This is a genomic window from Flavobacterium sp. (genome assembly GCF_041911335.1).
Taxonomy (GTDB): domain Bacteria; phylum Bacteroidota; class Bacteroidia; order Flavobacteriales; family Flavobacteriaceae; genus Flavobacterium.
The window spans coordinates 107,528-131,973 of record NZ_JAYRPD010000053.1 but is presented as its reverse complement, the minus strand read 5'-3'; the positions used below and the strand labels follow the sequence as shown (position 1 = coordinate 131,973).

21 protein-coding genes are annotated in these 24,446 nt (G+C 33.6%); 4 read left to right on the top strand and 17 right to left on the bottom strand.

Annotated elements, in window-relative coordinates:
- Positions 1 to 116: 116 nt before the first annotated feature.
- The 3 genes from ACE3PD_RS09095 to ACE3PD_RS09085 form a co-directional block, all read right to left on the bottom strand.
- Positions 117 to 1,088: a SpvB/TcaC N-terminal domain-containing protein gene (locus ACE3PD_RS09095; protein WP_374401665.1), complete on the bottom strand. Its 972-nt coding sequence runs from the start codon at positions 1,086 to 1,088 to the stop codon at positions 117 to 119.
- 2 nt (positions 1,089 to 1,090) lie between these two features.
- Positions 1,091 to 1,546, bottom strand: coding sequence for a T9SS type A sorting domain-containing protein (locus ACE3PD_RS09090; protein ID WP_374401663.1), 456 nt, complete (start codon positions 1,544 to 1,546; stop codon positions 1,091 to 1,093).
- A gap of 121 nt (positions 1,547 to 1,667) precedes the next feature.
- On the bottom strand, positions 1,668 to 2,324 hold the full coding sequence (locus tag ACE3PD_RS09085) for a response regulator transcription factor (RefSeq protein WP_374401661.1): 657 nt from the start codon (positions 2,322 to 2,324) through the stop codon (positions 1,668 to 1,670).
- A gap of 212 nt (positions 2,325 to 2,536) precedes the next feature.
- On the opposite strand from ACE3PD_RS09085, the gene ACE3PD_RS09080 reads away from it, so the two are divergent.
- A complete protein-coding gene (locus ACE3PD_RS09080) occupies positions 2,537 to 3,055 on the top strand; it encodes a helix-turn-helix domain-containing protein (RefSeq protein WP_374401659.1) in 519 nt (172 codons plus the stop codon).
- Between the two features lie 202 nt (positions 3,056 to 3,257).
- On the top strand, positions 3,258 to 3,665 hold the full coding sequence (locus tag ACE3PD_RS09075) for a hypothetical protein (protein ID WP_374401657.1): 408 nt from the start codon (positions 3,258 to 3,260) through the stop codon (positions 3,663 to 3,665).
- A gap of 35 nt (positions 3,666 to 3,700) precedes the next feature.
- On the opposite strand, the gene ACE3PD_RS09070 is transcribed toward ACE3PD_RS09075, so the two are convergent.
- From ACE3PD_RS09070 to ACE3PD_RS09020, 11 genes are all read right to left on the bottom strand, one after another.
- The gene (locus tag ACE3PD_RS09070) at positions 3,701 to 4,582 is read right to left on the bottom strand and encodes a DUF808 domain-containing protein (RefSeq protein ID WP_374401654.1); all 882 of its coding nucleotides are present in this window, start codon (positions 4,580 to 4,582) and stop codon (positions 3,701 to 3,703) included.
- A 90-nt stretch (positions 4,583 to 4,672) separates the two neighbouring features.
- Positions 4,673 to 5,599 (bottom strand): tRNA epoxyqueuosine(34) reductase QueG, encoded by a 927-nt coding sequence (gene queG / locus ACE3PD_RS09065; protein WP_374401651.1) that lies wholly within the window; start codon positions 5,597 to 5,599, stop codon positions 4,673 to 4,675.
- Between the two features lies 1 nt (position 5,600).
- Positions 5,601 to 6,623, bottom strand: coding sequence for a Holliday junction branch migration DNA helicase RuvB (ruvB, locus tag ACE3PD_RS09060; RefSeq protein ID WP_374401648.1), 1,023 nt, complete (start codon positions 6,621 to 6,623; stop codon positions 5,601 to 5,603).
- 74 nt (positions 6,624 to 6,697) lie between these two features.
- Entirely contained in the window at positions 6,698 to 8,464 is a 1,767-nt protein-coding gene (locus ACE3PD_RS09055; protein ID WP_374401646.1) for a cbb3-type cytochrome c oxidase subunit I, read from the bottom strand.
- Positions 8,465 to 8,495: 31 nt separating this feature from the next.
- Positions 8,496 to 9,656 carry a cytochrome c oxidase subunit II gene (locus ACE3PD_RS09050; protein WP_374401644.1) on the bottom strand — a complete coding sequence of 387 codons (1,161 nt, stop codon included), beginning with the start codon at positions 9,654 to 9,656 and terminating at the stop codon, positions 8,496 to 8,498.
- 19 nt (positions 9,657 to 9,675) lie between these two features.
- Positions 9,676 to 11,184 (bottom strand): quinol:cytochrome C oxidoreductase, encoded by a 1,509-nt coding sequence (locus tag ACE3PD_RS09045; RefSeq protein ID WP_374401641.1) that lies wholly within the window; start codon positions 11,182 to 11,184, stop codon positions 9,676 to 9,678.
- A gap of 27 nt (positions 11,185 to 11,211) precedes the next feature.
- A complete protein-coding gene (locus ACE3PD_RS09040; protein WP_374401639.1) occupies positions 11,212 to 11,757 on the bottom strand; it encodes a cytochrome c in 546 nt (181 codons plus the stop codon).
- 9 nt (positions 11,758 to 11,766) lie between these two features.
- Positions 11,767 to 12,291 carry a DUF3341 domain-containing protein gene (locus ACE3PD_RS09035; protein ID WP_374401637.1) on the bottom strand — a complete coding sequence of 175 codons (525 nt, stop codon included), beginning with the start codon at positions 12,289 to 12,291 and terminating at the stop codon, positions 11,767 to 11,769.
- Positions 12,292 to 12,295: 4 nt separating this feature from the next.
- Positions 12,296 to 13,705 (bottom strand): NrfD/PsrC family molybdoenzyme membrane anchor subunit, encoded by a 1,410-nt coding sequence (nrfD, locus tag ACE3PD_RS09030; RefSeq protein WP_374401635.1) that lies wholly within the window; start codon positions 13,703 to 13,705, stop codon positions 12,296 to 12,298.
- Between the two features lie 30 nt (positions 13,706 to 13,735).
- On the bottom strand, positions 13,736 to 16,771 hold the full coding sequence (locus ACE3PD_RS09025) for a TAT-variant-translocated molybdopterin oxidoreductase (RefSeq protein WP_374401633.1): 3,036 nt from the start codon (positions 16,769 to 16,771) through the stop codon (positions 13,736 to 13,738).
- A 32-nt stretch (positions 16,772 to 16,803) separates the two neighbouring features.
- Positions 16,804 to 18,081, bottom strand: coding sequence for a c-type cytochrome (locus tag ACE3PD_RS09020; protein ID WP_374401631.1), 1,278 nt, complete (start codon positions 18,079 to 18,081; stop codon positions 16,804 to 16,806).
- A 216-nt stretch (positions 18,082 to 18,297) separates the two neighbouring features.
- Between ACE3PD_RS09020 and ACE3PD_RS09015 the strand changes: the two genes are divergently transcribed.
- A complete protein-coding gene (locus ACE3PD_RS09015) occupies positions 18,298 to 18,687 on the top strand; it encodes an SPOR domain-containing protein (protein WP_374401629.1) in 390 nt (129 codons plus the stop codon).
- 60 nt (positions 18,688 to 18,747) lie between these two features.
- On the opposite strand, the gene infB is transcribed toward ACE3PD_RS09015, so the two are convergent.
- The 3 genes from infB to rimP are packed head-to-tail and all read right to left on the bottom strand — an operon-like array spanning position 18,748 to position 23,341.
- Complete coding sequence (infB, locus tag ACE3PD_RS09010; protein WP_374401627.1) at positions 18,748 to 21,570, bottom strand: translation initiation factor IF-2; 2,823 nt, start codon at positions 21,568 to 21,570, stop codon at positions 18,748 to 18,750.
- 48 nt (positions 21,571 to 21,618) lie between these two features.
- Entirely contained in the window at positions 21,619 to 22,860 is a 1,242-nt protein-coding gene (gene nusA / locus ACE3PD_RS09005; RefSeq protein ID WP_374401625.1) for a transcription termination factor NusA, read from the bottom strand.
- Positions 22,861 to 22,873: 13 nt separating this feature from the next.
- Positions 22,874 to 23,341 carry a ribosome assembly cofactor RimP gene (rimP, locus tag ACE3PD_RS09000; protein ID WP_374401675.1) on the bottom strand — a complete coding sequence of 156 codons (468 nt, stop codon included), beginning with the start codon at positions 23,339 to 23,341 and terminating at the stop codon, positions 22,874 to 22,876.
- Positions 23,342 to 23,511: 170 nt separating this feature from the next.
- On the opposite strand from rimP, the gene ACE3PD_RS08995 reads away from it, so the two are divergent.
- Positions 23,512 to 24,336, top strand: coding sequence for a universal stress protein (locus tag ACE3PD_RS08995; protein ID WP_374401623.1), 825 nt, complete (start codon positions 23,512 to 23,514; stop codon positions 24,334 to 24,336).
- Positions 24,337 to 24,446: the final 110 nt, after the last annotated feature.

Genomic DNA, 24,446 nt, shown 5'->3' with positions numbered 1-24,446 from the left:
GATAATATTTGCCCAAGTATAGGTTTATTTGTATTTTTGGAACGCCTGAAGAGTGACATGTTTGAAAATTTTTGAAAGTTTTTTCAAAATAAATCATTCTCAGGCACTTTTAAAAATTAAACTTTCGGACGGTAGTGATTATTATTAATAAAACTAACACCACCAACATAATATTGTTCAGCTCTTTGCCTAGTTTTGTAAATAAATTGAATTTCATTAATTGCTGGTATTGTATTTTTAGTACCATACTTAATTTTTGAAATTGCTAATACATTATTTGTTAAATAATATTCGTAAGATATTCTGACTCCTATTGGATTTTCCCAATAAGTTATTGCCCAATCAGTTTGTGAACGAGAGTTCACATTTTGACCATAATATGCTTTTGACCCATCAGGATATTGGACTAAAAAATAAGCTGGGCCATAATTTGCTCCAAATGGAGAGACTCCATGTGAAGTAATTTTAACGTTTGAAAAACTTTCAGTTTGATACTCTGCACCTTCAGCTCCATAAACTCCAGACTTCAACATTAAACGTTGTCCATCGAAAGCAAATCTATCAAATGTATCAAAATCTACTGCATCAATTGTAGCATCATGAAATTTTGTTGTCCCAATTCGAGTTATAGCAGAAACACCTGAAATATTCCAACCATAACCAGCTAAACCATTACCTCCTTGACTATTATATACTAAATTAACTTGTGGAATTGTTCCTGCAATACCTGGAGGAACAGCAATTGGTAATGTATATGTTGCACTACCTGTTAAAGAAACACTTAGCTCTCCTTTTGTAATTCCTGTTGAGTTTACAATAGTTGAAGGGTCTAATCCACTGCCTCCTGATGGATCGGTTGGGTCTATTGGATCTGGATCTATTGGGTCAATATCTATTGGATCTCCAATAGGGTCTTCAGGTAATCTATTAGTAGAAATATTTCCTAATTGTAGACTTGAATTCTTTTTAGAAGGTGTTTCTTTTTTTATTGTAGTAATTCCTTTTACAGGAGTTCCTCCTCTGACTTCATCTTGAGCATTAATACTGAAACAAACAAAAAATACTAATAATGTAATTATCCTTTTCATTCTTACTTTTTTATAATTGTAATTGATTTTTGTTCACCATTCGAATACAAAAGCAAAATTGAATATGTGCCAGAAGTATATTCATTAAAACTGATTACACTTGAATTGTTATCCTCTAATTTTTGAATTGATTTTACTAATTGCCCACCCATTGAATAAACTTCAATACTTGCTACTTTATTTTCATTTACTAATTCCCATTTTAAATACAATTCTTCTTTTACAGGATTTGGATAGTAGGAAATCACATCCTTTGGAGAAAATTTCAATAAATCTTCTTCTTTTAATTCTGTAACATCTTTAATTTCTTCGTCAGAAATTTTGAATTCAGAACAATCTAAACATAATCTTCTTACTATTTGATTTCCTGCTGTATCATAATCAAACTTAATTCGATCTTGTGCATAGCTTCCTATTGACACCAAAATAGTGAATAGAAAAAGTAAAACTGGTTTCATAAATATTTAATTAAAATTTGTCAATATAATATTGAGCGAAATTCTTATAAATCAAACTATATACAAAACAAATTTTAACATTTAACTAAACGTATACCTGAGGTATACATTGTGTTAAAATTTAAAGATAACCACGGGATTTAGCTTCTTTTAAAATATTATCATCCTCATTAAGATTTAAGGATTCTCTTATTTTTGAAATATGTTTTTTAATGGTTATTTCAGAAACATCTAATTCTTGAGCAATTTCTTTTAGCTTGTAACCTTTTGCTAAATATTGTAGAATTTTTCTGTTTAGCTCATTTACAAAAGCTTTGTTTTCCCAAATTTCTTCAATTTGCATTGAAACAAAACCACTTCTGTACTTTTTGCCTGAGAGCAAAATCTCTATAATTTCTAAAAACTTATTTCCATCAATATCGGATTTAGTTACAATACCATGTGGTTTAACATTTAAAATAATTTCAAACAAAATAATGTTTTCCATTATTGATGTTAAAATCATGTTTATGCAATTTGGCATTTGTTTTTGAAGGTAAATACAAACATCAGCACCATTTAAGATGTTTTTTTCAGAGTAGATTGGCATTGAATAATCAAGTATTGCTAAATCAATCCTAAGATTGTTATCAAGACACTGGTTTATTTTTAGATATGCTTCTTCACATGAATTAGCTTCTATAAAATTTATGTTATCCCCTAATTGAAGCGAAAACGGAAGTATTGTTTTATATGCATCAATTGTTAGTTGGTGGTCGTCGGCAATTAGAACGTTCAAGATTATTATTTTTTTTGGTGAATACTAATTTATATGGAGGGGATTTTTCCAAAATTAGTAAATTAATTTAGATTTTAATAAAATTTAAATTAATACGTGACATTATTTTCTAAAAAAATAATTTGTTACAATAAGTGTGGCAAAATATTTGAACTAAAAAAAATGTCACACTATTTGTGATAAAAAATTATATCTGAAAAATTTGTCACAAAATGAAAAAGAAACAAAATATAAGTGCACTATTAGGAATGAGCCAAGAAAACTTGGCACTAATTCTACAAGTAAGCAGAAGTCAAATAGCAATGTATGAAGTTGGTAAACGAAGCTTACCTGTTGATGCTTTGGAAAAATTATCTACAATGTTATCTGTTATACAAAATAAAACCTTAGACACTATCTCAAAAGATATGAATTCAAATTTAAACATACAGTTTTTAAAAAACCAATTGCAAAGAAACAAACACCAACAACTCATTGTTGATAATAAAATAAGCGCTCTCATAAAAAAACAAAACGCAACTAATTCTGCAAAAAAAGTGATTAGCTATTTGCTAAATGAAACACCCAAAATTAAAAAAAACAAAATAATTGTTTTAAAAACCATAGAAACAAAAACACAAAATAAGGTAGCCCAAAACAATGCTGTTATTTTACTACAACTTGAAATCAAAAAAGAAGTTTTAGCATTTGAGGAGAAGTTATTGCAAAAAAAATTACAATCAGAAAATTAACAACTCGCTCATTAAGTACAGTCCTAAAAAAAAGATTCTAATTAAAAAATAAAAACAAAGAAAACGTAGGAAAAATACACTTATTACATTTTTAATTTAAGTTTAACTAACTTAGTTAAAGTTGTTTTAAAATATTGATTAAAAGCATTTTATGGCACTTATATTGGTTACATGTAATTATTAACCATAAAAATATTTTATTATGTATTCAGTAACAAATCTTACAACTATTGCAGATTGCGATGTGTTGTTAACTATGGCAAACAAAGAAAAAGCAGATTTAGCGTTCAAAAAACTTTCCGAAGAACGTTTAGTAACTAATTACAGTACAACATCGGTAGAAATTGATGCCATTTTACAAGGTGTAATTGCAGAAATTGCGGCAGTGGATTCAATACTTGCTGTTTTACCAAACGGACCTACTAAAGATTCAGAAGAAAAACGCAAAGTACGCTTGGAGTATAAAAAATTCTTATTAGAGAACAGAAAAGAAAGCTTTGGTGCCGTAGCGCTTTTAGAAAAAGAATTAGACTTAGAAAGAGTCAACAAGCAATTAGATGAAGTAAATTTGTTTATTGATGCTGTCACCGCTCATAAAGCAACTTTGTAAATTTTAAACCGCCACAGTTGTGGCGGTTTTTTTATCTATTTTTTTACCAAGCCCTTCACCTTCTTAAAACCCGTCATCAACAAAACTGCTACCAATCCGAATGCGATTCCCACAACAAATTCAGCTACCGTTGATGGAATACTATGTGGAATTAAATGATGAATATATTCGATATTATGAAGAAAAATACCTCCTGAAACTAAGATAAGAGCGATAGTTCCCACGACAGCAAGAAATTTAATAACGAGCGGCAAAGCTTTGATTAAAATTCCACCTAGATTAGATAAAAACCCTTTATTATTACCTTTTTTCATTAAATAAAACCCCGCATCGTCCATTCTTACAATTAATGCTACGATTCCATAAACACCTACAGTGGCAATAATAGCTACAAAAGTTACACTTAAAATTTGGGTAATTAGCGGATGTTCTTTTTCCATTGCCGTTCCTAAAGCGATGATGACAATTTCAAGCGAAAGAATAAAATCGGTTTTAATTGCCGAACTTACTTTTGCTTTTTCAGAATTTTCGTCATCTTCCTCAAGCCTACTTTCTTTGATTACTTCTTCGCCTTTTTTAGCACGATGAAAAAAGTATTCGATGATTTTCTCCACACCTTCATAGGCTAAGTAAACTCCCCCAATGATTAAAGCTGCTTTAATGGCTGGCGGATACAACCAATTTAAAACAAAAACTACTGGTAGAATAATCAACTTATTGATAAAAGAACCTTTTGTAATCGCCCAAAGTACTGGAATTTCTCTTGAAGCTAAAAAACCAGTTGCTTTTTCGGCATTTACTGCTAAATCGTCTCCTAAAATTCCTGCAGTTTTTTTGGTTGCTAGTTTACTAGTCATTGCTACATCGTCCATTAATGCAGCGATATCGTCTAAGATTGCGAAAAATCCTGATGCCATAATTTTATTTTTTCTTTTTTAATAACGCTCAAAACTACAGTAAAGTTTTGATATTGTAAATATTTGTTGTCTGAAAAAGACTATATCATTTTATTTTTTCAAGAAATTGATATTACGAAGTAAGCCTTCATATTTAGTTCGTTTCACAGCAGAATTTTTAAATACTTTCTGAAAAGTATCCACCGTAATTTCTTCCCAATCGCATTTTGAGAAGTTTAAAATCTCAGAATTCGTTTGAAAAAGGGGTTCATTATGTGGTTTTGAAAAACGATTCCAAGGACAAACATCTTGGCATACATCGCAACCAAACATCCAATCGTCGAATTTGCCTTTCATTTCTTGCGGTAAATTCTCTTTCAATTCAATCGTGAAATACGAAATACATTTACTTCCATCTACCACATAAGGCGCCACAATAGCTTCCGTAGGACAAGCATCTAAACAAGCGGTACAACTTCCGCAATGATCGGTTGTTGGTGTGTCATATTCTAATTCCAAATCGATAATCAATTCAGCAATAAAATAAAACGAACCTACTTTTTGCGTGATGAGATTGCTGTTTTTTCCAACCCAACCCAAGCCGCTTTTTGCCGCCCAAGCTTTATCCAAAACCGGTGCCGAATCCACAAAAGCTCTTCCAGAAACTTCGCCAATTTCAGTTTGGATGAAATGTAATAATTCTTTTAATTTCTCTTTAATTACGTAATGATAATCTTGTCCGTAAGCGTATTTAGAAATTTTATAAGAGTCATCATTTTGAATTTCGGAAGGATAATAATTCAATAATAACGAAATTACACTTTTGGCATCATCCACCAATAAAGTTGGATTCAACCGTTTGTCAAAATGGTTTTCCATGTAGCTCATTTGACCGTTCATTTGATTGTTTAACCAATTTTCTAAACGAGGTGCTTCTTCTTCCAAAAAACTAGCTTTGGAAATACCGCATGACAAAAAGCCGAGGCGTTGGGCTTCGGCTTTTATCAACTTTGTGTATTTTTCTTTATTGTTTATCAAACTAAAATAAACCTCCTTGAATATTGTTTTTAATTTTCCCTAAATGTTTGTAAGCTTTTTCGGTAACTTCTCTTCCGCGAGGCGTTCGCATAATAAAACCTTCTTGAATTAAAAAAGGTTCGTATACCTCTTCAATGGTTTCGCCACTTTCTGAAACTGCGGTTGCCAATGTAGTTAAACCAACTGGACCTCCTTTGAATTTATCGATAATTGTAGATAGAATTTTATTATCCATTTCGTCTAATCCGTGAGCATCTACATTTAAAGCTTTTAGAGCAAATTTAGCGATTTCAATGTCGATTTTTCCATTTCCTTTGATTTGAGCAAAATCTCTAACACGACGTAATAAAGCATTAGCGATACGAGGTGTTCCCCTACTTCTTCCTGCAATTTCAATAGCCGCTTCCATTGTAATTGGCATCTTTAAAATCGATGAACTTCGTTGGACAATTGTGGTTAATAATTCGGTGTTGTAATATTGTAATCTGCTCTGAATTCCGAAACGAGCTCGCATTGGTGCTGTTAATAATCCTGAACGAGTGGTAGCACCAACTAAAGTAAACGGATTCAAATTGATTTGAACGGTTCTTGCATTTGGACCCGATTCAATCATAATATCAATCTTAAAATCTTCCATTGCCGAATACAAATACTCTTCAACAATTGGGCTTAAACGATGAATTTCATCAATAAATAAAACATCGCGCTCTTCAAGATTCGTTAATAATCCAGCTAAATCACCTGGTTTATCTAAAACGGGTCCTGAAGTAATTTTAATTCCTACTCCTAATTCGTTTGCCAAAATATTAGCTAAAGTAGTTTTTCCTAAACCTGGAGGTCCATGAAACAAAGTATGATCTAATGCTTCTTTTCGCAAATTAGCTGCTTGTACAAAAACAACTAGATTTTCTAATACTTGTTCTTGTCCGGAAAAGTCGTCGAAACTTAGCGGGCGCAATGCCTTTTCGATATCAATATCTTGCGGAGAATAGGAATCTTTATTGGGATTTAGATTGTCGTTCATAAAAGCAAAGATAAGTAAAGTTATAAAACAAAAACCTCTCCGATTGGAGAGGTTTATATATTGTGGAAAAAATCTTAATGGTGTAAAACTTCTTCACCTTCTTTCATTGGTGTGATTTGCGTAACGAAGTCATCATCATGACCTGGTTTACTATAATCATAAGGCCATCTGTGTACTTCAGGAATTTCTCCAGGCCAGTTACCGTGAATATGCTCCACTGGTGTAGTCCATTCTAAAGTATTTGATTTCCATGGGTTTTGAGTTGCTTTCTTACCGTAGAAAATGCTGTAGAAGAAGTTCCAGAAGAATACGATTTGGAACGCTGCTCCAACGATTGCAAAAACTGTAATCAAAACATTAACATCAGCTAATTCATCGAATAATGGGAAAGCTGAATTTGTATAATAACGTCTTGGTAAACCAGCCATTCCAATAAAGTGCATTGGGAAGAAAACTCCGTAAGCACAAATAGCCGTTACCCAGAAATGAACATAACCTAAGTTTTTATTTAACATTCTTCCGAACATTTTAGGGAACCAGTGGTAAACACCAGCAAAGAATCCGTATAATGCAGAGATACCCATTACTAAGTGGAAGTGAGCCACTACGAAATATGTATCGTGAACGTTAATATCCAAAGTTGAATCTCCAAGAATAATACCTGTTAAACCTCCAGTAATAAAAGTAGAAACGAAACCAATAGAGAACAACATTGCTGGATTCAATTGTAAATTACCTTTCCATAGAGTTGTAATCCAGTTAAACGCTTTAACAGCAGAAGGAATTGCAATTAATAGGGTTGTAAATGTAAATACTGAACCTAAGAAAGGATTCATTCCAGAAACGAACATATGGTGCCCCCAAACAATTGTAGATAAAAAAGCAATTGCAATAACAGAAGTAATCATTGCTCGGTAACCAAAAATTGGCTTTCTAGAACTTGTTGCAATAATCTCTGAAACAAGTCCCATTGCAGGCAAAATAACAATGTATACTTCAGGATGTCCTAAAAACCAAAATAAATGCTCAAATAATACTGGAGAACCTCCTTGATAATGTAAAACTTCACCTTGAATGAAAATATCTGACAAGAAGAAAGATGTTCCAAAACTTCTATCAAAAATCAATAACAAAGCAGCAGAAAACAAAACTGGAAAAGAAACTATACCGATAATAGCAGTTAAGAAAAAAGTCCAAACTGTTAATGGAAGCCTAGTCATAGTCATACCCTTAGTTCTCATGTTGATTACTGTTACAACATAATTTAATGACCCCATCAAAGAAGAAGCAATAAATATAGCCATAGAAACTAACCATAAAGTCATACCTAAACCAGATCCAGGAATTGCCTGAGGCAAAGCACTTAAAGGAGGATAAATTGTCCAACCCGCAGATGCCGGTCCTGATTCAACAAATAATGAACAAATCATGATAACACAAGAAACAAAGAACATCCAAAAAGAAAGCATGTTCATGAATCCAGAAGCCATATCACGTGCTCCAATCTGTAATGGAATTAATAAGTTACTAAACGTACCACTTAAACCAGCGGTAAGTACAAAGAATACCATTATTGTTCCATGGATAGTTACCAAAGCAAGGTAAATATCATTACGCATTACACCATCTGGTGCAAAATTATCTCCCAAGAAAATCTTGAATACTTCAAAAGATTCTTCTGGCCATGCAATTTGCATACGGAAGAATAAAGATAAAACAACTCCAACAATACCCATCAATAAACCTGAAATAAGGTATTGCTTTGCTATCATTTTGTGATCAAGACTAAAGATGTATTTAGTGATGAAAGTTTCTTTATGATGACCGTGATCGTGTGACATACTAATTCTATTATATTTAATATAAAATAACTTATTTAATAACTTGAGCTACAACTTTAGCTGAATCAACAGCTACTGCATTAGTAGCTTCTGCTGGAGCAGCAGCAGGCGCAGGAGCATTAACTTCTTTCCATTGTTGTGCTAATGTAGGTTTTTCAGCTAACCATTTTTTGAAATCTGCTGGTGTATCTACAACAATTTTCATTTGCATATTGTAGTGAGAAGCACCACAAATTTTATTACATAATAATAAATAATCAAATGTATAAGGGTCTAAAGCTGTTCCACCTTCTGCAACAATTTTCTTACTGTTCTCCGTGCGAATTTTATTGATTTTATCCACTTTAGCCATAATAGCTTCATCATTTCTCATATCAGCAGTTGTTACTGTTGGAGTAAATGCAAACTGAGTAATCATACCTGGCACACAATTCATTTGCGCTCTAAAGTGAGGCATGTATGCAGAGTGTAATACGTCTTGAGAACGCATTTTGAAAATTACTTTTTTTCCAACTGGTAAGTGTAATTCAGTAACAACTTTATCATCTTGAGCAGCTGGATCAGCTAAATCAACTCCTAAAGTATTGATACCTTCAATTAATCTTACATTCGCTTTACCTAATGTTTTGTCATCACCTGCATAACGAGCTTCCCAACCAAATTGTTTTGCATATAATTCGATTACGATAGCATCTTGCTTGTCTTCTTCATCAACAAACATAATGTTATTCCAAGTATATAAACCATACATAATTAAACCTGCTAAAACGATAACTGGGATAATTGTCCAAATAGCCTCTAACTTGTTGTTATCAGCAAAATATAATGCTTTTTGCCCTTCTTTACCTCTGTATTTGAAAGCAAAGTAGTGTAATAAAAACTGAGTAATAGTTTGAACGAAGAAAATCAAAGCCAAAGAAATAGCCATCAAATTATCTACATCTTTACCATGTTCAGAAGCAGGAGTACCTAATACTAAATCACTCCAAGAATATAATGAATAAATAGTGAATACATAAATGAAACCAACAAAGGCAAACATCAAGTAACCATTAACACTATTATCTCTGTCATTAGCAATTTCGTCATTGTCTGAAGAACCGCCAATTTGGGTTAAATCAAAAATTTTAGTTAATTGCCAAACTGCAATACCGACTAGAACTAAAATTATAAATACCAAGAAACTTGTCATTTTTATTTCTTTTTAACTATTAATAATGAAAATGTTTACTTTCCTCAATTAAAGGATTTCCTTTTGGAACTAATGGAGCCTTAGTTAAAGCTGAGAACACAACGAAAATGAATAAACCTAAGAAGAACATTAAAGATCCTATTTCAGGGATACCAATAAACCATTGATCACCAACTGTTGCAGGCATAATCATATTGAAGAAGTCAATATAATGTCCAAATAATATTACGATACCTGCCATAACAACAATCCAAGTTAAACGTTTGAAATCAGTATTGATTAAGATTAACAATGGGAAAATGAAGTTTAAAGCTAACATTCCGAAGAAAGGTAATTTGTAATGTTCGATACGAGTTACAAAGTAAGTAACCTCTTCTGGGATATTCGAATACCAAATCAACATGAATTGAGAGAACCATAAATATGTCCAGAAAATACTGATACCAAACATAAATTTAGCTAAATCGTGAATGTGACTTGTGTTTACATGCTCTAAATATCCTTTAGATTTTAAGTATAAAGTAATCATAGCAATTACAGTAATTCCACTTACAAAGAAACTTGCAAATACATACCAACCAAATAATGTACTGTACCAGTGTGGGTCAACAGACATAACCCAATCCCAAGACATGATAGACTCAGAAACGATAAAGAATACTAGGAAGAATGCAGCAAGTTTGAAATTTCTCTTGTAAGGAGCATTATCTTCAGCGCTATCTTGAGCAATAGAATTTTTTACAAATTTTAAACGTACATAATTCCAAACAATTAATATGATAGCTGCAGTTCCTAAGAATCTTCCAACGTTTAACCATCCTTTTTTAAGGAAAATTAATTTATCAAATTTAACAGATTCTGGATTTACTACTTCTGGATCCATCCATACAAATAAATGGTTGTAATGCATTCCAGCAGCAACTAATAATACGAAGAAAATAATAGAACCTGGTAATAAATACGCGGTTATACCTTCCATAACTCTAAATAAGATTGGAGACCAACCTGCTTGAGCCGCATATTGAATAGCATAAAAAGCTAAAACTCCAACTGAAATTAACATAAAGAAGATACAAGCCACATACAAAGCAGCCCATGGCTTATTCTGTAATTGGTGAAGTACGTGTTCTAAATGTGCTTTATGGTCATCATGTGAATGAGCATCTGCCTTAGCGTGAGTGTCATGATTATCTGTGTGAGCTGGAGCTTCAGCAACCGCTACAACAGCAGTAGTATCTTCAACATGAGCATTAGAATCTACTGTAGTTTCGTGAGCAACAGTATGAGTTGAATCTGCAACATGAGTTTCAACAGCTTTAACAGTATCAGCTACAAAATGAGCTTCTGTAGCATGAGGAGCAACTTTCTCTACATGAGCAGCTTCATGACCGTGATGACTATCTGCTAATAATTTCTCAACATCCTCAATAGTTTTAGGAGCGGCCATGAAACCAATTCCAATACCAATTGCACCTAAAATCATTAGGACGAATGAAAAAGTTTTTAATTTACTTGAAAACGTGTACATATCTATTATTTTCAAAAAGTATTAATATTATAATCCAGCTTTTAATTTTAAAACGTAATCCGTCACTTGCCATCTCTCTTGTTGAGATAATTGGTTAGCATGAGAACCCATAGAATTTAATCCATAAGTAATTACGTGAAAAATACTTCCTTCTGTAATCTCTCTATCTTTGTAATTAGGAACCCCTAAGAATTTTTCTTTAACAACTAAGTTCCCTTTTCCATCTCCTTTTTCACCGTGACAAATTGCACAATAAATATTGTATAATTCTTTTCCTTTTTCAGGATTTAATGATAAAGAATCTAAAGGTGACTTTAAAGAAGCTTTAGCTAAAGCGTATCCTTCTGGAGTATTTGGAATTTCATAAGGTACAAATCCTCTTTTTATTGAACCCTTTGCAGGTAATTGAGCTTCCACTCCACCTTTAAACACATCATGCTCTGAATATGTTTCATAAGAAACCGCTTCATACATGTTTGGGAAGAACTGATAGTTAGGTTTTGCTTTATCGAAACATGAAGTTGCCATGAAAGACAAACCTACTACTGCTACTATTTTATATAAACTTTTCATAACTATCTATTAATGCTTTTCTACAACTTTAACTTCTACCGCACCAGTGTTTGTAAAGAAAGAAACTAATTCTTCTTCGTTACCGTGAATTCCAACCTCCATTAAGAAATGGTCATCCGTAGTTCTTACATCTGGATTCTCAGCTTGTTTGAATGGCCACAATTTACTTCTCATATAAAAAGTGATAACCATTAAGTGAGCTGCAAAGAAAACGGTTCCTTCAAACATAATAGGGACAAATGCAGGCATGTTATCAATATAACTAAAGCTTGGTTTTCCACCAATATCTTGAGGCCAATCATTAATCATGATAAAATTCATCAAGGCAGTGTAAATTGAAAGTCCAACTAATCCATAAATAAATGCACAGATAGCAATTCTAGTTGGAGCTAACCCCATAGCTTTGTCCAATCCGTGAACTGGAAAAGGAGTATAAATTTCTTCAATATGATGATGAGCTGCTCTTGTTTGTTTAACAGCATCCATTAAAACATCATCATCATTATATATAGCGTGTATTACTTTATTACTCATGATATTAATGATTATCTGAATGATTATGACCGTGTTGTTCTCTTTCTGCCTTGTAGTTATCTCCTGAAGATTTTAAGATTGTCTTAACCTCTGCTTGAGCAATTACAGGGAAACTTCTAGAATATAATAAGAATAATACAAAGAAGAATCCGATAGTTCCGATGTAAATACCAGCATCAACAAAAGTTGGTTGGAACATGGTCCATGATGATGGTAAATAATCTCTGTGTAATGAAGTTACGATAATTACGAAACGCTCAAACCACATACCAACATTCACCACAATAGAGATGATGAAAGACGCCATGATGTTAGTTCTAATTTTCTTAGACCACATAACTTGTGGAGAAATTACGTTACAAGTCATCATTAACCAGTATGACCACCAGTAAGGACCAGTTGCTCTGTTCAAGAATGCGTATTGTTCGTACTCAACTCCAGAATACCAAGCTACGAATAACTCCGTAATATAAGCACAACCTACAATAGAACCAGTAATCATGATTACGATGTTCATTAACTCGATATGTTGTACAGTGATATAATCTTCTAAGTTAGACACTTTTCTCATGATGATAAGAAGTGTATTTACCATTGCGAATCCAGAGAAAATAGCTCCAGCAACGAAGTATGGAGGTAAGATTGTAGTATGCCATCCTGGAATTACAGAAGTAGCAAAGTCAAAGGATACAATAGTGTGTACAGAAAGTACAAGAGGAGTTGCTAAACCAGCTAATACAAGAGAAACCTCTTCAAAACGTTGCCAGTCTTTAGCTCTACCAGACCATCCAAAAGAAAGGATAGAATAAACTCTTTTTGTAAAAGGAGTTACTGCTCTATCACGTAGCATAGCAAAGTCAGGTAATAAACCAGTCCACCAGAAAACTAATGATACTGATAAATAAGTAGAAATTGCGAATACGTCCCATAATAATGGTGAGTTAAAGTTAACCCATAATGATCCGAATTGATTTGGAATTGGTAATACCCAGTAACCTAACCATGGGCGACCCATGTGAATGATTGGGAATAAACCTGCTTGCATTACCGAGAAAATCGTCATTGCTTCTGCAGAACGGTTAATAGCCATTCTCCATTTTTGACGGAATAATAATAATACGGCAGAGATAAGAGTTCCGGCGTGACCGATACCTACCCACCAAACGAAATTGGTGATATCCCAAGCCCAACCTACTGTTTTATTTAATCCCCATGTTCCAATACCAGTGGTAACGGTATAAATCATACAACCTAATCCCCATAGGAAAGCGGCTAATGCGATTGAAAATACTATCCACCATTGTTTGTTTGCTCTACCTTCTACAGGTTTAGCCACATCTACCGTTACATCGTGGTAAGATTTACTTCCTACTACTAAAGGTTTTCTAATGGGTGCTTCGTAATGAGACGACATAATCCTTTATATTGTTTCTTTAATTAATACTTATTTATCGTTTCTAACTTTCACGTGGTACATCACGTTTGGTTTTGTTCCGATGTGCTCTAATAAATGGTACATTCTATCAGACTCAACTAATTTAGCAACTTCTGATTCAGAATCATTGATGTCACCAAATTTCATTGCTCCACTAGTACATGCAGCAGAACAAGCCGTTTGGAATTCATCTTTACCAACTACTCTACCCTCACGTTTAGCTTTCAATTTAACTGCTTGAGTCATTTGGATACACATAGAACATTTCTCCATAACCCCACGAGAACGTACATTCACATCTGGATTGATAACCATACGACCTAAATCATCATTCATATGATAATCAAACTCGCTATTTTTGTTGTATAAGAACCAGTTGAAACGTCTTACTTTGTATGGACAGTTATTAGCACAGTAACGAGTACCAACACATCTGTTGTATGCCATGTGGTTTTGACCTTCTCTACCATGAGATGTTGCAGCTACTGGACAAACCGTCTCACAAGGAGCGTGATTACAGTGTTGACACATTACCGGTTGGAAAGCTACTTGAGGATTTTCTGAAGGATCTTCCATACCTGCAAAAGTATCGATAGAATTCATTAATCCAGACGCAGACTCTTTCAATTCAACATCACCAGCAAAAGTTTCTTTAGAAGAATAGTATCTATCAATACGCAACCAGTGCATATCTCTACTTCTTCTGATTTCTGATTTACCTACTACTGGTACGTTGTTTTCAGCGTGACATGCAATAACACAAGCTCCACATCCTGTACAAGCATTTAAATCGATAGATAAATTAAAGTGGTGTCCAACGCTTCTGTCAAAAGAATCCCATAAGTCAACTTCTGTTGCAGCTGTTGGTTTGTGATCTAAAGATACCATTGGAACTGGATTCCAAACTTTAGCATCTTTAGTATTGAAAACTTCTAATGTAGTTTCTTTAATAATATCACCTCTACCCATTAATGTTTTTTGCAACTGAACACAAGCAAATTCATGCTCTCCATCAGCAACAGTAATAGTAGCAGATTGATTTGAGTTTAAGTTAGCGTATAAAGCATAAGCATTAACACCTACCTGCATCTCTTCTTTTAAACCTGATTTTTTACCATATCCAAAAGCTAAACCTAAAGTCCCTTTTGCTTGACCTGGTTGAATAATAACTGGTACATTTTCTAAAGTAGCATTTCCTACTTTAATAGTTGCATAACTTCCGTTTAAACCTCCGTTAGCTACATTCCAGTTTTTGAATCCATTTGCTTCAGCATCCGCTTTAGACATAGTTACGTAGTTATCCCAAGAAACTCTTGTAATAGGATCTGGGAACTCTTGTAACCAAGGATTGTTTGCTTGTTGCCCGTCTCCCATTCCAACTTTAGAATATAATACTAAATCGAAGTTAGAAGATTTTGCTTGAGCTAAAGCTGAAGCTGCCGAAGCATAATCAGCAGAAGCTGCAGTTATTGGACTTGCTACAGAAGCAACAAAACCATCATGAACTGCTTGATTCCAAGACTTTCCAGCTAAAGAAGTAGCAGAGAAAGATTTTAAGAAATCATAATAAGCAACTGTATTGTCTGTCCAAGTTAATAAAGCATCTTGGAACTGTTTTGTATTGAATAAAGGACGAATCGTTGGTTGCATAATGCTGTAATTACTTCTAGTAATTGTAACGTCACCCCAAGACTCTAAATAATGAGGAGCTGCAGCTGCAATTGTAGTTAAACTTGAAGTTTCGTCTTCTTTCATAGAGAAAGCAACTGAAAGTTTAACTGATTTTAAAGCCGCAACGAAATCTTTAGAATTTGCTAAAGTATACGCTGGATTCACTCCATTCATAATTAATGTATGAACTTTTCCGGCTTTCATATCTGCTACTAATTGAGCAACCGCTTTTGCGTCACCTTTTCTTGTAAGGATAGCATCAGAAGGATTGAAAGCTGCAGATTGTAATGCATTGTTAATAGCTAAAACTACTAATTGTGCATTTACATCATCTAAACCAGTTACAACAACACCTTTACTTTTAGCATCTGTAAGTTGTTTAGCTGCTTTAGCAATTTGAGCGTTTTTTGGTTGAGCACCATTAACAACAGCATAATATAAATCAGCTAAAGCTTGTTTTTGTTGCGCAACCGTCATTGGAATTCTAACATCAGCATTAGCACCTGCTAAAGACATGTTAGATTCAATTTGAATATGTTTAGACATCATTCCGTTTTTAGGAATACGACCTTGAGCATATCCTGCATCAAAACCTCCTCCTTGCCAATCTCCTAAGAAATCTGCACCAACAGAAACGATAACATCTGCTTTTGAAAAATCATAATTAGCTAAAGCTCTTACACCGTAAACTGCTTGAAAAGCATCTAAAGCGTTTGATTCAGAAACTGCATCATAAACAACATGTTTCGTTGTTGGATATTTTGCAACTAAAGAAGCGATTAAAGCGTCAGTTGAAGGACTCGCCATAGTGTTTGTTAACACTACTACATTTCCACCTTTTGCTTTAGCATCTTCTAAACTAGCTTTAACTTTAGTATTTACGTCTGCCCAAGTTGCATCTTTACCAGCAATTTTAGGTTGTTTCAAACGTAAACTATCATATAATGAAAGAACAGAAGCATGAACTCTTGCATTAGCTCCAGTTTTTGCTCCTTCTAAATTATTGTTCTCTACTTTAATAGGACGACCCTCACGAGTTTTGATTAAAATATTAGCAAAATCAAAACCATCAGCCATTGTTGTTGCATAATAATCAGCAACACCAGGAATAATTTCTTCTGGTTGAACTACGTAAGGAATTGACTTTACAACAGGACCTTCACAAGCTGCCAATGAAGCTGCAGCCGTGCTAAATCCAACATATTTTAAAAAGTCACGACGAGTAGTTGACGAAGCAGATAAAGATTCTTTATCTCCTAAGAATTGGTCAACCGGAATTGGTTCCACAAACTCGTTGTTTCTTAGCGTCTCAACAATAGAGCTATTTTCGTTTAGCTCTTCAACACTTTTCCAGTATTTTTTGTTTGATGCCATTGTATAGTATATTAGCTTCTTAAATTATTTTATTAATAGTGACATTTACCACATTCTAAACCTCCCATTTGAGCCGCAGTTAACTGAGATACTCCGTATTTTTTAGAAAGTTCTTCATGGATTTTTTTGTAGTAAGCATTATCTTCTACTTTCACATTTGTTTCTCTGTGACAGTTAATACACCATCCCATTGTTAACGGAGCATGTTGTTTCATGATCTCCATTTCTTCAACTGGACCGTGACAAGTTTGACACTCAACTCCAGCAACAGTTACGTGTTGTGAGTGATTGAAATAAACATGATCTGGTAAATTATGAATTCTAACCCATTTAACTGGTTTAGTTTTTCCTGTGTATTTTTGTAACGATTTGTCCCATCCAACAGCATCATATAATTTAGCAATTTCACCATCGTAAAACGCTTTAGAATGCTCTTCAGTTGCTGTAGTTTCAGCTACTTCACTAATATTTTTGTGACAGTTCATACAAACATTCAACGAAGGAATATTAGAATGCTTACTAACTCTTGCCGCAGAGTGACAGTATTTACAATCAATTCCATTTTCACCAGCGTGAATTCTGTGTGAATAGTGAATTGGCTGAACTGGCTCATATCCTTGATCAACACCTATTTGCATCATCCATCCGTATGCAAAATAAGCAGAAACCAACAATAACAAGATTGCCGAAACCAACACTAAGAACTGATTTTTAGCATAAGCTTTAAAGATATTCATGATTGAACGATCTTTTTGAGCTACCTCTAATCCTTTAGCACTAGCGATTTTAGTCAACATATTGTTCACCAAGAACAACATTACAACTAACATCATCATCACTAACGAAAGCACCCCTAATATAACATTATTAGAAACACCTGAATCAGCTGCAGCAGCATCACCAGCAACTGGAGCAGCACCAGGAACTGCAGCAGGCGCAGCAGGAGCAGGCTCAGAAGTGTATGCTATAATATTGTCAATATCTTCATTTGACAATTGTGGAAATGCAGTCATTGGAACTTTGTTGTTCTCTTCAAAAACTTTTACAGCTTGAGCATCTCCTGACTTGATTAATTCTCCACTGTTTTTAATCCATTTGTACAACCACTCTTTATCATACTTAGACGCAACATCACGAAGCGCAGGCCCCGTTGCTTTACCATCTAACTTATGACAAGCAGCACAATTGGTGTTGAACAATTCCTTACCCTTTGCCGCATCCTGAGAGAACGCAGATAAAGAAGTTACTAGCACGAATGCTACACTGAAGAAAATCTTTGAAAACGATTTATGGTTACCCACCTTTTTCATATTTAAAATGATTATCGACTTAATTTGGTATACTTTTAGATATACCTTATCTAAAAACAACACGTTATTTTTTCAAAACTCCGACAAAAATACAATATTCGAACTATTATTAAAACCTTAATTTTATCTTAAAATGTAATTTATATTTGTTCTAAATAATATTCAAGTGTTCGATTCTCATCTTAAATTGTATTTTTGTATAAAAATCATTTGCATATGAAAAACTTATCAAAACATAACTCATTGTACTTCTTTATTCTATCATCTCTTTTCTGCTTTACATCTAATGGACAAGATGGAAAAACCAATGTCTCTGTGGATCCAAAAATTGACCAATTGTTAAAAGAAAAAAGAAAACTAAACACTGGTTTATTTTTAAATGAAGGTTATAAAATTCAAATTTTTTATGGAAACAGTGAAGAGTCCAAAAAGAAATTACAAGAATTTAAAAAAGAATTCAAAGATCTTGACGGAACTATTATTTTCAACAGCCCCAACTATAAAGTATGGATTGGAAACTTTAAAACAAGAATTGAAGTAGAACGTGCAATGGTAGATATTAAGAAAAAATATCCAACAGCATTAATCATCAAACCTTCTAATTAGAACAAATAAAAACAAAAAAACCATTCAAATGAATGGTTTTTTTTATTGCTTATAATTGAATTATTTCAATTTTTTCTTCACTTCCACTTCATGGAAACCTTCGATTAAATCGTACTCACGAATATCGTTGTAATTTTTAATCTGCATACCACAATCGTATCCTTTAGAAACTTCTTTAACGTCATCTTTGAAACGTTTTAAAGTGGCTAATTCACCTGTATAAATTACAACGCCCTCTCTAATTAAACGTATTTTAGAATTTCTGAAGATTTTACCATCTGTAACCATACACCCGGCAATAGTTCCTACTTTAGACACTTTAAACAATTCTCTAATCTCTGCAGTACCAGTAATCTCCTCTTTCATTTCTGGAGACAACATTCCTTCCATAGCATCTTTTAAGTCATCAATTGCATCGTAAATAATTGAGTAGTTACGGATATCGATTTCTTCTTTTTCTGCTAATTGTTTTGCATTCCCTTGAGGACGAACGTTAAATCCAATAATAATCGCATCAGAAGCAGAAGCTAACAATACGTCAGATTCCGTAATTGCTCCAACTCCTTTATGAATAATGTTAATTTGAATTTCTTCTGTAGATAATTTAGAGAATGAATCTGATAATGCTTCCACAGAACCATCCACGTCTCCTTTAAGGATAATATTCAATTCTTTAAATTGTCCTAATGCAATACGACGACCGATTTCGGCAAGCGTAATATGTTTTTGAGTACGAACTGATTGCTCACGTTGTAATTGAGTACGTTTAGCAGCAATTTGTTTTGCTTCTCTTTCGTCTTCATAAACATTGAACTTATCACCCGCTGTTGGCGCACCATCTAATCCTAAAACAGATACTGGAGTTGATGGTCCAGCTGATTTAATTTGGTGACCTCTTTCGTCAAACATGGCTCTAATTTTACCATGATTTTTTCCTGCTAAAACATAATCTCCAACTTTCAAAGTTCCTGCTTGAACTAAAATAGTTGAAACATAACCTCTACCTTTATCCAACTGAGCTTCCACTACAGTTCCTAAAGCCGGTTTATTTGGATTGGCTTTCAATTCTAAAATTTCAGCCTCTAACAATACTTTTTCTAATAATTCAGGCACTCCTTGCCCAAATTTAGCTGAAATGTCTTGAGATTGATATTTTCCACCCCAATCTTCAACCAATAAGTTCATACCTGCTAATTGCTCTTTAATTTTCTCAGGATTTGCCGTTGGCTTATCCACTTTATTAATAGCAAAAATCATTGGTACACCAGCTGCTTGTGCATGACTAATCGCCTCTTTTGTTTGTGGCATGATTTCATCATCGGCAGCAACCACTATAATAGCAATATCGGTAACTTGAGCTCCACGGGCACGCATCGCTGTAAATGCCTCGTGACCTGGCGTATCTAAGAATGTGATTTTTTCACCATTTTCTAAGATTACTCCGTAAGCTCCAATATGTTGCGTAATTCCTCCAGACTCACCTGCGATTACGTTAGCTTTACGAATGTAATCTAGTAAAGAGGTTTTACCGTGGTCAACGTGACCCATCACCGTTACAATAGGTGCTCTGTGAACTAAATCTTCTGGATTGTCTTGAACTACTTCAGCAGCTTCTTCAATATCTGTTGTTATGAATTCAACTTCATATCCAAACTCATCAGCAACGATAGATAATGTTTCCGCATCTAAACGTTGGTTCATGGTAACCATGATTCCAAGCGACATACAAGTTCCGATTACTTTTGTAATTGACACATCCATTAAAGATGCAATTTCACCAACAGTAACAAATTCCGTTACTTTTAAAGTTTTGCTTCCTTCTTCTTGTGCTTGTAATTCATCATCAACACGTTGACGGTGTGAATCTCTTTTATCTCTACGGTATTTAGCCGATTTTGATTTATTTCCTTTACCTTGTAATCTTTCAAGAGTTTCTTTAATTTGGTTTTTAACATCTTCTTCAGAAGGCTCTACCTTTTGAATAATTGGTTTTTTACCTTTATTAAAACCTCCTGCACCATTACCTTTTACAAACTCTTTTTTAGGACCACCCGCATTATTATTAGCCCCAGGAGCTCCTGGCGTACCTGGTTTAACAATACGCTTACGTTTGTTTTTATTATTAGCCGCATTTGCTCCTCCAGCATTTTGACCTTGAGGAGTTCCAGGCTTTTTAAAATCTTTTTTAGGATCTTCTTTTTTCTTTTTAGGTTTTTCAAATTGAGATAAATCAATTTTTTGACCTGTAAAAGTAGCACCTGATAATTTTTGGTACTGTGTTTCGAATTTTACCTCTCCAGTTTCATCAGTAGTTGATTCAGTTTTTTCCTCAACCTCTTTAGCAGGCTTAACCATTTCTACTTTTTTAACAACTGGAGTTTCTTCCTTCACTTCAGGTGTAACCGCTTCTGGTTTTTTCTCCACAACTGGTTTTTGTTCAGAAACAACAGGCTTTTGCTCAGTTTTAGCAACAGGTTTTTCTTCAGAAACTAGTTTTTCAGACTTAACTTCTTGTTTTTTAGGATCTAAATCGATTTTACCAACTGCTTTTGGAGCAGATAAAACTGCCTTAGCTTTGATAATCTCTTGTCTTTGACGCTCTTCTTCCTGCAAACGTTTCGCCTCTTGTTCTTTTTCAAGTTCACGTTTTAGTGCCTCTTTCTCTTTTCTCTTTTCTTCACTCACTTCAAGAGAGGCAACCTTATTCCCTTTGTCAGCAGAAAATTGACCACATAAGACTTGATATTCCTCTTGAGATATTTTAGCATTTGGACTCGACTCAATTTCATGACCCTTTTCTTTTAGAAAATCCACAGCTCTATCAAGAGAAATATTTAACTCCCTTAAAATTTTGTTTATTCTTATTACTCTTTCTTCAGACATATAACCTTTTTAAAATTCTTTGTATTGTTGTGTTGTTTGGTTAGAGAATTATCCTTCTAATTCTTCTTTCAATATATTCATTACATCTAAAATAGTTTCCTCTTCAAGATCTGTTCTTCTCACCAAGTCAGCAACATCTTGATTTAATACGCTTCTAGCTGTATCTAAACCGATTTTTTCAAATTCTTCAATTACCCAAGCTTCGATTTCGTCAGAGAATTCTCTTAATTCTACGTCATCTTCTTCTTCAGTAACACCTTCTCTGATTACATCAATTTCATAACCTGTTAATAAACTAGCTAATTTGATGTTATTTCCACCTCTACCAATAGCTTTAGAAACTTCTTCAATTTTTAAGAATACTTCTGCCGTTTTAGCTTCTTCGTTGATTTTAACTGTAGAAACTTTTGCCGGACTCAATGCTCTTGTAATATATAACTGAGCATTCGTTGTATAATTAATTACATCAATATTTTCATTTCCTAATTCACGAACAATTCCATGAATACGAGAACCTTTCATTCCTACACAAGCTCCAACAGGATCAATTCTATCATCATAAGAATCTACAGCTACTTTTGCTTTTTCACCTGGGATGCGAACAACTTTTTTGATCGTGATTAAACCATCAAATACTTCAGGAATTTCTTGTTCGAATAATTTCTCAAGGAATTCAGGAGCCGTTCTTGACATGATGATTTGAGGTTTATTACCTTTCAATTCAACATTTTCAATAACCCCTCTTACATTATCTCCTTTTTTGAAATAATCGTTTGGAATTTGTTTTTCTTTTGGCAAAACAATTTCGTTTCCTTCATCATCCATCAAAATTACAGCTTTTGGACGAACATGATGCACTTCTGCCGTATAAATATCACCAATTAAATCTTTAAACTGTTTGTAAAGATTTGTATTGTCGTGTTCATGAATCTTAGAAATCAAATTTTGACGCAAAGCCAAAATAGCTCTTCTTCCTAATTGAATTAATTTTACTTCTTCAGAAACATCCTCACCTACTTCAAAATCAGGCTCAATTCTTCTTGCTTCAGATAAAGAAATTTCAGAATTTGGATCTTCAACCTCACCATCTTCTACCACAACACGATTTCTCCAAATCTCCATATCTCCTTTATCTGGATTAATGATGATATCAAAGTTATCGTCTGATCCATACTTCTTTTTTAATGCATTTCTAAATACATCCTCTAAAATTGCCATTAGTGTAACTCTATCTATGAGTTTATCGTCTTTAAATTCTGAAAACGATTCGATTAATGCAATATTTTCCATGTCAACTCTTTATTTAAAATGATATTATAACAATTGCTTCTTTGATATTCTCATAAGGGATTTCCAGTTTTTTATCCACCGTCTCTTTTCCTTTACCTATTTTTTTTGGCTCACGCGCCTGCCATTCTAAAGTTATTTTTTCATCATCTGCCGAAGTTAATTTTGCTTCAACTTCTTCCGATGCTATTGTTTTAACCTTTAATGTTCTTCCGATATTTTTCTTGAACTGCCTTACTAATTTCAACGGACTAGAAACACCCGCCGAAGCCACTTCAATAGAAAAATCCTGCTCTTCACGGTCTAAATTATTTTCAATTGCCCTACTTACATCGATACAATCTTGTAAATTTACACCAAAATCACCATCTAAAATAATACTAATTTTATTAGCATCATTGATGGATAAATCAATTAAAAAAAGATGCTCACGCTCGGCCAATGCCGCATCTAGCACTTCTTGAACTTTACTTTTAAACGTCATATTTTTATAAAAAGAGGCACGCTGTGCGTGCCTCATAACCCTTTGTTGTTTAATAACGTTGCAAATATACAAATTTTTTTGAATTAAAAAAAAGATTGTCAGTTAGGATATTTTTTGTACTTTTATAGTATAAATTTATTCACGATTATAAATTAACCTAAAACAAACTTATGAAACGAATTTTAGTACCAACCGATTTTTCAAAACACGCCGAATACGCATTAAAAGTTGCAGCACAAATCGCACAAAAAAATGACGGCGAGATTTTTTTACTACATATGTTGGAATTACCAACAACTGGAAATGATGCCCTTTCAACAGCTCACGATATTCCAGAATTAATGTTTTTCAAAAATGCAGCCGTAGCAAAACTTGATGAATTAATGGATGCTGATTATTTAAACGGCGTTAAAATTTCAAGAATTATTCAATTCGAAATGGCTTTTGAAGGCATTATTAAAAACGGAGAAGCTCACAATGCAGATTTGATTGTTATGGGTTCTCATGGCGCTAATGGTTTCCAAGAGATGTTTATCGGATCTAACACAGAAAAAGTAGTAAGAAATTCTGAGGTTCCAGTACTAGTTATAAAAAGAGAAGAAGACACTTTCAGTGCAGCAAAATTTGTATTTGCTTCTGATTTTTCAGACGAAATTAAAAAACCATTTGAAAAAGTTGTAGAGTTTGTAAACAAATTTGGCTCACACCTTTATTTAGCAAACATCAACACTCCAAACAACTTTAAGTCTACTAAAGTGGCTCAAAAACAAATGGACGAGTTTATTGCCAACTTTAAAATTGACAACTATTCTACTCATATTTATAATGATGTAAACGTAGAAAAAGGAATTTTATATTTCGCAAAAAGCATAGATGCTGATATTATTGGAATGAGTACACACGGAAGAAAAGGTTTATCACACTTCTTCAACGGAAGCATTAGTGAAGATTTAGTAAATCACGCTAAACGACCTGTTATTACTTTCAAAATTTAATTTTCAAGACTTTTTGATATAAAAAAGACCTTCAAACGAAGGTCTTTTTTTATTTTTTTACAACTCTAAATCAATACATTATAAAATAAAAAAACTCCGCCAAAAAAATA